Genomic DNA, 11,514 nt, shown 5'->3' with positions numbered 1-11,514 from the left:
AAAACCGCCACCGCCACCATCAGTACGCGAAAGATCCGCCAGGAACGAACCACCCGTCGCGCAGAACCGGCACCACCGGGCTCGCCCCGACCGCCGCCGCCACCAGCACGTCACCCTCGAAGCCGTTGGCCCGCAGTTCCCGCCCGCTGACCGACTCGCGCAGCTCGGCCCGGATCCGGCCGGCCACGCCCCGGTAGGCGGCCAGCGCGGTCACCGCTTCCGGTGACCACCCGCTCGTCCCGTCCAGGTCGGCCAGCCGGGCCAGAAACGCCCCCGCACCCCACAGGTCCTCGATCGCGGGCCGCAGCGACCCGTCGGGCCAACGCTCCCCGGCCGCCACCACGGCCACCGGACGGTCGCCGGCCCGCTCCCAGACCCAGGCCGCGGCCGCCGCCGCGTTGCGCAGGCAGACGCCGACCACCGTGCACCCGGCGTCGGCCAGCCGCACCGAGATGGCCGAGCCGTTGGGCGACGGCAGCACCAGCCGGTCGATCTTCGCGGCCTCGAGATCGGTGTGCAGGATGCTTTCCGGCGACAGCGTGACCTGCCCGGGCCCGGCCTGCGAGCGCAGCACGGCCAGCATCGCCCCGTGCCGCCGGGCCACCGCGACCGCCGAGTCGTCGCGCCACCGGTAGGGCAGGACGCTGATGCCCTGCTCGACCGCGACGGTGAGGGTGGTGGTGAAGGACAGAACGTCCACCACGGCCACGTACGCCGCGCCGGGCGCCACCTCGTCCGCCCCGATCGGTCCCCAGTCGAATCGCACCCGGAAGACGCTCATGGCCGGAGTCTGCCAGTCAGAAATACGTGGCGAGGACCTCGACGACACGTCGGTCGGCGTCAACCACCGGAATGTGCCGCCATTTGTCGAAAGCCGTGCACGGGTGCGAGATGCCGAACCGGATCAGGTCGCCCGGCTCGACGCTCAGGTCGCCCGTGGACAGATAGGTGTGGTGGTCGTTCAGCTTGGTCACCTCGAGGCCGGTGGTGGCCGCGTACGAGCCGTCGGCCCGCCGGATCTCCATCGGCACCGGCAGGCCCTCGTCGAACGGCGCGTCCCGCTTGCCCATGCCGGCCAGCGCCAGCCCCGGTTCGGGCACCGAGATCACCTGCGCCCAGAGGTCGAGCGCGGCGGCCAGCGGGCCCTCCTGCGGCACCCGCAGGAACGGCGTGCGCTCGCGATAGAAGCCGTCGTCGTGCGTCACCGAGGCGCCGCTGCGCAGCACGAGCGTGGCGTCGGCCGGGGCGATCCGCTCGACGACCCGGTCGAACCAGGCGCTGCCGCCGGCCGAAAGGATCGGCCTGCCCTGCACCCAGGAACGGATCTTGCCGAAAGCGAGGGCGACCTGGTCGAGGAAATCGTCCACGGCCGGCTGATAGTGGAGTTGTCCCTCGTACGCGGTAAGCCCGGCCAACTCCAGTCCAGGCGCCGCGACGACGGCCCGCGCGACCTCCTCGACGCCGTCCGGCGACCGGATTCCCGTACGCCCATGATCGTGCCCCTGCTCGACGAGAACCCGCAGCGTACCGATCCCGTCCGCCGCCGACGACGCGATCGCGACCCCCGCGAGCGAGTCGACCTGCAGATAGATCTCGCCCTCGTCGGCGGCCAGCCACCGCAGCGGGGCCGGATCGAGCACCTCGTTGGCGATCAGCACCCGCCGCACCCCGAGCCGCCGCAGCACCAGCGCCTGGTTGGGCGTGGCCACCGTCATCCCCCACGCCCCGGCCGCCATCTGCCGCGCCAGCAGCCCCGGCGCCATGGTCGTCTTGGCGTGCGGCGAGAACTCCCACCCGTGCCGCCGGCAGTAACCGGCCATGGTCGCGATGTTCGCCTCGGCCGCCTCCCGCCGCAGCACCAGCAGCGGCCAGGTGAACAGCCCGCCGAACAGGTCCGGCTTCGCCGCCGCGATGTCCTCCCCGGTCATCGAGGTCGTGGGAAGCCAGAACCCCTTGCTCCGCCAGTCGACAACCACCTCAGGCACGTCCATCGTCAACCTCAATCCCCAGGTCACCCATCGGTTCCAACGCATTGAGCACCGACACGAGCCGCTTCTCCTCGCCCCGGAAATGCGTCTCCAGCACAGCACTGACGGCGTCGAGCTCCTCGTGCGTGGTCGACCGCTGCAGGCGCCCCAGCATGTTCGCGAGCATGTTGTGGTCGCTCTTGAGGCCGCGCAGGAACGCTTCCAGCTCAGGATGCCGCGCGGCCAGCAACGGGAAGACGTTCGCGTCCTCGGCCGTATGGTGCTTGGTCACCGCCCCGCAGAGCGTCATGCAGTGCAGGTGCAGGTCGTGGGAGTCCCGGCCGTCGTCCAGCGCGTCGTAGAGATCGTCGATCATCTCGCGAAGACGCTGGTGGGTGAGGATCAGTTGTGTGCCGTACGCGCGAAATCTCGCGTTCTCGTCGTCCACGGAAGTCCCATGGTTCCACGCCTCCATACCCCCGGAAGCTCATCAGATTCACCGCCCGGATGGCAAGCGGCTGGTCATCTCGCGCAGTTCGGTCTGCCGATCGAGCAGGGTGCGCGGGTTGCCGGGTGCGTCCGGCCGCGCGTCCCACGGCCGCGGCCCGCTCAACGGCCGGTAGTTCACGCCGAGCGCATCCAGCCTCCCGACGTGCGTTTTCAGCCGGTCGAGGAAGTCCCGATAGGCACGCGGCCCCCACACCGCCTCGGCGAACGCGCACAACCGCGGATAGACCATGTAGTCGACGGCGCGGGCCGAATCCATGTGCTCGGTCCAGACGTTGGCCTGCCCACCCAGCACGAGATGCTTTTCCACAAGCTCTTCCGGTACGGGCTGGAAGCCGTACACGTCAGCCAGGGTGAGCCGGGTGCCCACCGGAGTCGGCTCGCCCGGATCGTCGGACTGCCGGTAGTCGAGATACGCGGTGAGATCGGGGCAGGACACGACCTGATGACCGAGCCGCGCCGCGACCAGCGTCGGTTCCGGACCGCGCCAGGCCGCCACCACCGAGCCGGCCGGCGCCCCGCCCTCGAGAATCTCGTCCCACCCGAAGACCCGTCGTCCGCGCGCCGCCAGATGCTCGGCCATGTCGGCGGTGAACTTCGGCTGCAGGTCGCGCCCACCCCATTCCTCGGTCGGGCACTCGTCGCCGCCGATCCCGATCAGCTCGCCCGGGAACACGTCGCAGAGCTGGTCGAGCACCGCCCGGCAGAAGTCCAGCGACTCCGGGCCCAGGTTCAAGACATGAGAGGAGATTCCCCATCCCGTACGGGTCTCGACCGCACCCACCCCCAACTGCGGATACGCCGCGACGGCGGCCTGCATGTGCCCCGGCATGTCCACCTCGGGCACCACGGTGACGTGCCGCTCGGCCGCGTAGGCGACGATCTCGCGCAGGTCGTCCGTGGCGTAGAACCCGCCGTGCGGCCGCCCGTCGAACCTGGCGTGCTGCCGCGCCCCGACCATGCTCTCCCGCCGCCAGGCGCCGACCTCGGTGAGCCGCGGCCACCCCGGCACCTCGAGGCGCCAGCCCTGGTCGTCGGTCAGGTGGAGATGCAGCACGTTGAGCTTGTGGAACGCGGCCAGATCGACGAACCGCAGCACGTCGGCGACCGGCATGAAGTGCCGCGCGACGTCGAGCATCACGCCCCGCCACCCGAAGCGGGGGCGGTCCTCGATCCGTACGGCCGGAACGTCCCACCCGGTCGGCCCCGCGCGGCGCAACGCGCTCGGTGGCAGGAGTTGACGCAGCGTCTGACACCCGTAGAAGAGGCCCGCCGTCGAGCCGCCTGCGATCTCCAGATCTTCGATGGTGTACGCCTCGGGTTCCAGGGCCGGATCCACGCGCAGCCGCAGCCCGCCCTCCCCTCTTTCCAAGGGAAGTCGCAGCGCCCCACGCAGCCAGCGCACGACCTCGGCCGGGCCGTCCACCACGGTCGTGTCGTCCAGCCGCAGCCTGCCGCTCTTTTCCACGGCCGACACCGGCATCGGCACCAGACCCCGCACACTCATGGTCATCAGCTTAGGGTTGGGCGTGTGACGTACGACCTGTTGCTGGCCGGTGGTGAGCCGTTCGACGTGGGCGTCACCGGTGGCGTCATCGCGGCGACCGGGCCCAGCCTGTCGCGCGACGCGCGGGTCGTCCTCGACGTCTCCGGCCTCCTCGTCACGCCCGGCCTGATCGACCTGCACACCCACGTCGGCCCGGGCTACTGGGGCCTCGCGCCCGACCCGATCGCCTGGCACACCGGCGTCACCACCTGGGTCGACGCCGGCTCGGCGGGCGCCTACACGCTCGACGGCCTGCGGCACGTCGCCGCCGCCTCCGCGGTGAACGTCCCGGCACTGCTCAACATCTCGGCCGTCGGGCTGGCCGGCCGCACCGGCGAGAGCCGCGACCTGAGCAACTGCGACGTCCCGCTGGCCATCGACACCGTGCAGGCCAACCGCGACCTGGTGCATGGCCTCAAGGTGCGCATCGACCGCGAGACGGTCGGCGACAACGGCGTCGAGCCGCTGCGCCGCGGGATCGCCGTCGGCGAGGCCTGCGACATCCCGGTGATGGTCCACATCGGCACCACCCCGCCCGCCCTCGACGACGTGCTCGACCTGCTGCGCCCGGGCGACATCGTCACGCACAGCGCCAGCGGCCTGGCGTCGCCGCTCGGGCCGTCCGTGCGCGCCGCCGTCGACCGGGGCGTCCGGCTCGACATCGGGCACGGCTCGGGTGCGTTCGCCTTCGACGTGCTCGAGCGCCAGCTCGAGCTGGGCCTGGGCCCGCACACCGTGTCGACCGATCTGCACTGCCGCTCGGTCGCCGGGCCCGTCTTCGACCTGCCGACCACGATGGCCAAGCTGCTCGCGGCCGGGATGTCCCTGGCCCAGGTGATCGACCTGGCCACCGCCGCCCCGGCGCGGACCCTGGGCCTGCCCGGCGGGACGCTCGCCCCGGGCAGCCCGGCCGATCTGGCCGTCTTCGACGTGCGCGACGAGCCGCACGAGGTGGTCGACTCGCACCGCCAGACCCGTACGGCGCCGCTGCGGCTGGTGAACGTGGCCACCTTCGTCGGCGGGCGCCTGCTGCCGCCCGCGTGGCCCGCCGACCCGCCGCCCTGGGCCCCGCTCACCACCGCCCAGCGCGCCGCCCTGGCCCGTCGCCAGCAGGCGCTGCGCGACCTGCTCAACGCCCCACTGGTCGGGGCCGACGGCCTCGACGAACAGTTCCCACGAAACCCCTGAGGAGAATCCCATGCCCAAGCGCGCCATCAAGGCCGAGAAGGCCGCTCCGGCCGGCGGCCCGTACTCGCACGCCGTCGTGGCCGGCGACTTCATCTACCTGGCCGGTTCGGTGCCCGCGCTCCCCGACGGCACCCGGGTCACCGGCAGCTTCGCCGAGCAGGCCCACGCCGCGTTCCGCAACCTGGCCGCAGTGGCCGAGGCGGCCGGGTCCAGCCTGGATGCGGCCGTGCGGGTCGGCGTCTACCTGCGCGACTTCGGCGACTTCGCCGAGATGAACGAGATCTACCCCGAATACATCAAGGGCACCGACCTTCCCGTACGGACGACGCTGCCGGTCCCGCTCGTCGGCTTCGACATCGAGATCGACGCCGTCCTCTACACCGGCGCATAGCAGCCGTTTCTCCCGTACGCGGCCCGTTCGCCTGCTTTGATCGACTTGGCGAACGGGTAACACGTCCGAAACGTCGAGCTGCGAGCATCGCGGAGCGCTACCGGGGAGGTCCGTTGTTTCTCAGCCAGCACGAGCAGGAACGCCTGCTCATCCATGTCGCGGCCGACGTGGCCCGGCGCCGGCAGGAGCGGGGGCTGAAGCTCAACCATCCGGAGGCGACGGCCATCATCACCGCCTTCCTGCTCGAGGGCGCGCGGGACGGCCGGACGGTTGCCGAGCTGATGGACGCCGGGCGGCGCGTGCTCAGCCGCGACGACGTCATGGAGGGTGTGCCCGAGATGCTGGTCGAGGTGCAGGTCGAGGCCACCTTCCCGGACGGCACCAAGCTCGTCACCGTGCACGGGCCGATCTCATGATCCCCGGCGAGATCCTTTTCGGCGACGGTTCGATCGAGATCAACGCCGGTCTTGAGGTGCTGGCTCTCACCGTTCGCAACACCGGCGACCGGCCCGTACAGGTGGGCTCGCACTTCCACTTCGCCGAGTCCAACGAGGCGCTCGAGTTCGACCGGGCCGCGGCCTGGGGCTACCGGCTGGCGGTTCCGGCCGGCACCTCCGTACGGTTCGAGCCCGGCCTCCCCCGCGATGTGGCCCTGGTCGCCCTGGCCGGTGCCCGCATCGTCCCCGGCCTGCGCGGCCTGGCCGGTGGCCCGCTCGACAACGGCGGCCCGGCCGCTTCCCCGGCGACGCCCGGGGCCGACGCGCCCGAACCCGCACTCGGCTCGGCCATTCCGGGCTCGGCCACCACGGTCGACCCGCCCGAGAACGGAAGCCCGCGATGACGACGCTGGATCGCGGCCGCTACGCCGCCCTCTACGGCCCGACCGCGGGCGACCGCATCCGGCTGGCCGACACCAACCTGCTGATCGAGATCGAGGAGGACCGCAGCGCCGGTCCCCGCCCCGGCGACGAGGTGGTCTTCGGCGGCGGCAAGGTGATCCGCGAGTCGATGGGCCAGTCCCGGGCCACCCGCGCCGAGGGCACCCCCGACACGGTGATCACCGGCGCGGTCGTGCTCGACCACTGGGGCATCGTCAAGGCCGACATCGGCATCCGCGACGGCCGGATCACCGCGATCGGCAAGGCCGGCAACCCGGACACGATGGACGGCGTCCACCCCGACCTGGTCATCGGCCCCGGCACCGAGATCATCGCGGGCAACGGCAAGATCCTGACCGCGGGCGCGATCGACAGCCACGTCCACCTGATCAGCCCGACCATCCTCGACACCGCCCTGGCCGCCGGCATCACGACGATCATCGGCGGCGGCACCGGGCCGGCCGAGGGCACCAAGGCGACCACGGTCACCCCGAACGCGTGGCACCTGGCCCGCATGCTCGAGGCGCTCGACGCGTACCCGATAAACGTCCTTCTGCTCGGCAAGGGCAACACCATGTCGGCTGAGTCGATGTGGGAGCAGCTGCGCGGCGGCGCCGGGGGCTTCAAGCTGCACGAGGACTGGGGCACGACGCCCGCCGCGATCGACGCCTGCCTCACCGTGGCCGACGCGTCCGGCGTCCAGGTGGCGATCCACACCGACACGCTGAACGAGGCCGGCTTCGTCGAGGAGACGTTGCGCGCCATCGCCGGCCGGTCGATCCACGCCTATCACACCGAGGGCGCGGGCGGCGGGCACGCACCCGACATCATCACCGTCGCGGCCGAGGCCAACGTGCTGCCCTCCTCGACCAACCCGACCCGCCCGTACACGCGCAACACCCTCAGCGAGCACCTCGACATGCTGATGGTCTGCCACCACCTGAACTCGGCCGTACCGGAAGACCTGGCCTTCGCCGAGAGCCGCATCCGCCCGTCGACCATGGCCGCCGAAGACCTGCTGCACGACCTGGGCGCGATCTCGATGATCGGCTCCGACTCGCAGGCGATGGGCCGGGTCGGCGAGGTGGTCATGCGGACCTGGCAGACCGCCCACGTCATGAAGGCCCGCCGCGGCGCCCTGCCCGGCGACACCACGGCCGACAACAACCGGGCCAAGCGCTACGTCGCCAAGTACACGATCTGCCCGGCCGTCGCGCACGGCATGTCCAGCCACATCGGCTCGGTCGAACCCGGCAAGCTGGCCGACCTGGTGCTGTGGGATCCGGCGTTCTTCGGCGTGCGGCCCGCCCTGGTCATCAAGGGCGGCATGATCGCCTCGGCCCAGATGGGCGACGCCAACGCCTCGATCCCGACGCCGCAGCCGATGCTGCCGCGCCCGATGTTCGGGGCCAAGGGCGTGGTGCCGGCCCAGACGTCGCTGGCCTTCGTGGCCGAGGCCGCGATCGACGCCCTGCTGGGCGACCGCATCGGCGTGAAGCGCGCGTTCGCTCCGGTCGAGAACACCCGCGCGGTCGCCAAGGCCGACATGCCCCGCAACGACGCCCTGCCCAGAATCGAGGTGGAGCCCGACACGTTCGTGGTCCGCATCGACGGCGAGGTCATCGAGCCCGACCCGGTGACCGAGCTGCCCATGGCCCAGCGCTACTTCCTCTTCTGACATGCCCCCCTTCCTCCCACGCGAGCTCACCCACTCCCCCTCGCGCGAGATCTCTCCATCCCTTTCGCGGACATTTCCGGAATGTCGGGCATGAGCCTCGCGACCCTGCTCGTCCTCGCCGACGGCCGCCTCCCCTCCGGCGGCCACGCGCACTCCGGCGGCCTGGAAGCGCAGGTCTCCGCCGGCCGAGTGCGCGACCTCGACGCGGTCGCCGACTTCCTGCGCGGCAAGCTGGCGACCTCCGGCCTCGTGTCCGCGGCGTTCGCGGCCGCCGCCTGCGCCCACCCGTCCGAGTGGGCGGCATTAGATCAAGGGCTCGATTCCCGTACGCCGTCGCCCGCGCTCCGCAAAGCATCCCGAGCCCAGGGCCGGGCGCTGCTGCGGGCCGCCCGAGCCATGTGGACCATGCCGCTCACCGGCCGCGACCTGCACCAACCCGTCGCGCTCGGTGTGGTCGCAGCCGCCGCCGGACTGGGCCCCGCCGCAGCCGCCGTCGCGGCCGCCCACGGAACGACGAGCGGCGCGGCGTCGGCCGCCGTACGGCTGCTCGGTCTTGATCCCTATGCGGTGCACGGGCTGCTGGCCCGGCTCGCCCCCGAATGCGACCGGATCGCGGCCGACGCCGCGGCCCGGGCCGACGACCCGGTCGACGATCTGCCGGCCGCGGGCGCTCCCTTGCTCGACATCGGCGCCGAGCTCCACGCCACCTGGGAGGTGCGTCTCTTTGCATCCTGAGAACTCCGTCGCCGGCGGGGCCCTGCCCCACCCCTCCGACGGCTACACGATCCCGCACACGCACGGCCCCGAAGAGGTGCCGCACACCCACCCCGACCCCGGCGTGGACCCGCACGAGCCGCTGACCACCGGCCCGCGGGCCCTGCGGGTCGGCATCGGCGGACCGGTCGGCTCGGGCAAGACCGCGCTGGTGGCCGCCCTGTGCCGGGCGCTGGGCGACGAGTTGCGGCTGGCCGTTGTCACCAACGACATCTACACCACCGAGGACGCCGACTTCCTGCTCCGCAACGGGGTGCTGCCGGCCGACCGGGTGCGCGCGGTCGAGACCGGCTGCTGCCCGCACACCGCCATCCGCGACGACATCTCCGCCAACCTGGACGCGGTCGAGGACCTCGAGGCGTCGCTCGGCCCGCTCGACCTGGTGCTGGTCGAGAGCGGCGGCGACAACCTGACCGCCACGTTCAGCAAGGGCCTGATCGACCAGCAGATCTTCGTGGTCGACGTGGCCGGCGGCGACAAGGTGCCCCGCAAGGGCGGCCCCGGCGTCACCACGGCCGACCTGCTGGTCATCAACAAGACCGACCTGGCCCCGATGGTCGGCGCCGACCTGTCGGTGATGGACCACGACGCCAAGGCCCGCCGCGGCGACCTGCCCACGGTGTTCCTGTCGCTGGTCGAGGACCGCAACGCCACCCCGGTCGCCGACTGGATCCGCACCCTGGTCGCCACGCGAGTGCCGGCGGCGTGAAGGCGTTCTCCCGGGTCGTCGCCGAGCGGGACAACCTCGGCGGCACCCGGCTGACCGTCCTGCACAGCGAGTCCCCGCTGCTGCTGCGCCGCACGGGCCCCACCACGGTCCATCTGGTCGGCGGTGGCGCCGGCCCGCTGCGCGGCGACGACCTGCGGCTCGACATCGCGGTCGGCCCCGGCGCCACCCTGGAGATCCGCAGCGTGGCCGCCCAGCTGGCCCTGCCCGGCCGCGACCACCTGCCCCCGTCCCGCTTCGAGATCACCGCCACGGTGGCCGCCGGCGCCACCCTGCGCTGGCACCCCGAGCCGATGATCGCCGCCGCCGGCTGCGACCACCACACGATCACCCGGGTCGACGTGGCCGAGGGCGGCACCCTGCTCTGGCGCGACGACCTGGTCTGTGGCCGCCACCACGAGGACTCCGGCAACGTCCGCCTGGACACCACCATCCGGTACGCGGGCACCACGCTCTACCGCCACGACCTGGCCGTAGGCCCCGCCGCCCCCGGCTGGTCCGGCCCCGCAATCCTGGGCGGCGGCCGCGCCATCGGCACCATCGTGTTCGCCCCCGACACCATGCCCGCGACCTCAGGCCCCGGCGACTACGCCCTCATGCCGCTGGCCGGCCCCGGAATGCTGGCCACCGCGATCGCCGACGACATCCGCCCGGTCCAGGCCGCCCTCGACCCGCTCTGCGAGCCCACGAGAGCCCTGGCCCACACCTGACGCACGGGCACCAGCGGGGTCCGGGGATCGCCTGGCCCGAACTCGTCGCCGCCGCCGACCGTCAACCCGACCAGATCCGGCGAGCTCGGGTCCTGCTTCTGCTCGCGCCGGCACTCGGCGACGCCGCGGCCGACACCCCAGCCGCGAGGTCGACCCTCGCGGAGGCACTGCGGACGCTGGGAGCGGTGAACGACACCACCGAGCTGGCCGCGCTGGCCGTTTCCGACGACGTCGTCTTCTGGGGAAAGGTGTCGTGGGCGGCCGGTGTGCCCGAGTCGGAAGACGCGCCGCGCAACCCGGCCAGTCCGTTCGCTCTCACCGCGGCTCAGCGCAGGCAGGTAACCGAGCTGCTGAATCCGTAGAGACGCACCTCAGGCGCCCTCGGCGGCGAAGCCGCGCTGGAGTTCGGCCAGCTCGGCGGCGTCGCCGATTCGGGGGCGGCGGTCAGGGTGCTCGACGTACCGGCGGATCGTGTGGGCCAGGAACGCCGTGTCGATCTGCAGCACGCCGGCCGGCAGGGACAGCGGCGCCGCCTCGGATCGGAGCAGCTTGAGCGTGCCCGGGTTCCGCTTGGCCGGCCGCGGCGGCCCGCCCGGCCGCAGCTCGTCCCACCGGATCTCCTGCTCGCGGAAGCGATGGCCCAGGGTCAGGCCGTCCGGGGTCAGCACGACGGACGGGCGGCTCGTCATCGACCGCAGCACGAGGTCGATCATCAGCACCGCCACCAGGCCGAAGAAGACCCACGTCACCACGCCGAGCTGCGCGATCCGCATCTGATCCTCGTTCGGCACCCGCTCCACCGGCACGGCCTGCCCGACCACCGAGCCCGCGGCGATCAGCATCGCCGCCTGCCGCGGCGACGACTGCACGCTGAACCGTCGCCCGGCCGGATCGCTCTCCCACCCGGCCGGCCGATCTCGGAACGCTCCGGTGATCAGGGCATACACACCGGCCGGAACGACCGCGCACGCCACCAGGAGCAGCAGGTAGACCGCGAGACCGGCCGCGAGGGGCTGGACCCGCCAGGTGAGCGGCCGCAGCCACAGCGACAGACCGGCCGACAGCGCGAAGGCCAGAATCACAAACAGTGGGGCGAGCAGACGGCTGAGGCGCGGCGGCATCGCCGGATCGTACGGGAGAAAGATCGA

General features: G+C 72.3%; 14 protein-coding genes. 9 read left to right on the top strand and 5 right to left on the bottom strand.

All coding sequences use genetic code 11. The features are described from left to right. Positions 1 to 19: 19 nt before the first annotated feature. Genes KOI35_RS24660 through KOI35_RS24645 form a run of 4 tightly spaced genes read right to left on the bottom strand, consistent with a single transcriptional unit; the run spans position 20 to position 3,981 of the window. The gene (locus KOI35_RS24660; RefSeq protein WP_215790461.1) at positions 20 to 781 is read right to left on the bottom strand and encodes a 2-phosphosulfolactate phosphatase; all 762 of its coding nucleotides are present in this window, start codon (positions 779 to 781) and stop codon (positions 20 to 22) included. Between the two features lie 16 nt (positions 782 to 797). Next, entirely contained in the window at positions 798 to 1,991 is a 1,194-nt protein-coding gene (locus tag KOI35_RS24655) for an alanine racemase (RefSeq protein ID WP_215790459.1), read from the bottom strand. After that, positions 1,978 to 2,415, bottom strand: coding sequence for a hemerythrin domain-containing protein (locus KOI35_RS24650; RefSeq protein ID WP_215790457.1), 438 nt, complete (start codon positions 2,413 to 2,415; stop codon positions 1,978 to 1,980). Before KOI35_RS24650 ends, KOI35_RS24655 begins: the two co-directional genes overlap by 14 nt. Positions 2,416 to 2,463: 48 nt before the next feature. Further along, positions 2,464 to 3,981, bottom strand: a complete 1,518-nt coding sequence (locus KOI35_RS24645) for a beta-N-acetylhexosaminidase (protein ID WP_246613653.1) — start codon at positions 3,979 to 3,981, stop codon at positions 2,464 to 2,466. 24 nt (positions 3,982 to 4,005) lie between these two features. Here KOI35_RS24645 and KOI35_RS24640 point away from each other — a divergent pair, with 24 nt between their 5' ends. From KOI35_RS24640 to KOI35_RS24600, 9 genes are all read left to right on the top strand, one after another. Then, positions 4,006 to 5,208 (top strand): amidohydrolase family protein, encoded by a 1,203-nt coding sequence (locus KOI35_RS24640; RefSeq protein ID WP_215790455.1) that lies wholly within the window; start codon positions 4,006 to 4,008, stop codon positions 5,206 to 5,208. Between the two features lie 10 nt (positions 5,209 to 5,218). Then, positions 5,219 to 5,599 carry a RidA family protein gene (locus tag KOI35_RS24635; RefSeq protein WP_215790453.1) on the top strand — a complete coding sequence of 127 codons (381 nt, stop codon included), beginning with the start codon at positions 5,219 to 5,221 and terminating at the stop codon, positions 5,597 to 5,599. Between the two features lie 113 nt (positions 5,600 to 5,712). Then, complete coding sequence (locus KOI35_RS24630; protein WP_215790451.1) at positions 5,713 to 6,015, top strand: urease subunit gamma; 303 nt, start codon at positions 5,713 to 5,715, stop codon at positions 6,013 to 6,015. Then, a complete protein-coding gene (locus KOI35_RS24625; protein ID WP_215790449.1) occupies positions 6,012 to 6,440 on the top strand; it encodes an urease subunit beta in 429 nt (142 codons plus the stop codon). Before KOI35_RS24630 ends, KOI35_RS24625 begins: the two co-directional genes overlap by 4 nt. Then, a complete protein-coding gene (locus KOI35_RS24620) occupies positions 6,437 to 8,155 on the top strand; it encodes an urease subunit alpha (protein WP_215790438.1) in 1,719 nt (572 codons plus the stop codon). The genes KOI35_RS24625 and KOI35_RS24620 overlap by 4 nt, the downstream gene beginning before the upstream one ends. A gap of 90 nt (positions 8,156 to 8,245) precedes the next feature. Continuing rightward, positions 8,246 to 8,890, top strand: a complete 645-nt coding sequence (locus KOI35_RS24615; RefSeq protein WP_215790436.1) for an urease accessory protein UreF — start codon at positions 8,246 to 8,248, stop codon at positions 8,888 to 8,890. Between the two features lie 49 nt (positions 8,891 to 8,939). Further along, complete coding sequence (gene ureG, locus KOI35_RS24610) at positions 8,940 to 9,638, top strand: urease accessory protein UreG (protein WP_215790865.1); 699 nt, start codon at positions 8,940 to 8,942, stop codon at positions 9,636 to 9,638. After that, positions 9,635 to 10,366 carry an urease accessory protein UreD gene (locus KOI35_RS24605; protein WP_215790434.1) on the top strand — a complete coding sequence of 244 codons (732 nt, stop codon included), beginning with the start codon at positions 9,635 to 9,637 and terminating at the stop codon, positions 10,364 to 10,366. The genes ureG and KOI35_RS24605 overlap by 4 nt, the downstream gene beginning before the upstream one ends. A 185-nt stretch (positions 10,367 to 10,551) precedes the next feature. Beyond that, the gene (locus KOI35_RS24600) at positions 10,552 to 10,728 is read left to right on the top strand and encodes a hypothetical protein (RefSeq protein ID WP_215790433.1); all 177 of its coding nucleotides are present in this window, start codon (positions 10,552 to 10,554) and stop codon (positions 10,726 to 10,728) included. A gap of 9 nt (positions 10,729 to 10,737) precedes the next feature. Here KOI35_RS24600 and KOI35_RS24595 read toward each other — a convergent pair whose 3' ends face one another. Beyond that, complete coding sequence (locus KOI35_RS24595) at positions 10,738 to 11,487, bottom strand: hypothetical protein (protein ID WP_215790432.1); 750 nt, start codon at positions 11,485 to 11,487, stop codon at positions 10,738 to 10,740. Positions 11,488 to 11,514 lie beyond the last annotated feature (27 nt).

It is taken from the genome of Paractinoplanes bogorensis, assembly GCF_018829635.1.
In the GTDB taxonomy this organism is placed as follows: domain Bacteria; phylum Actinomycetota; class Actinomycetes; order Mycobacteriales; family Micromonosporaceae; genus Actinoplanes; species Actinoplanes bogorensis.
This window is presented reverse-complemented; position numbering and strand designations above follow the sequence as displayed.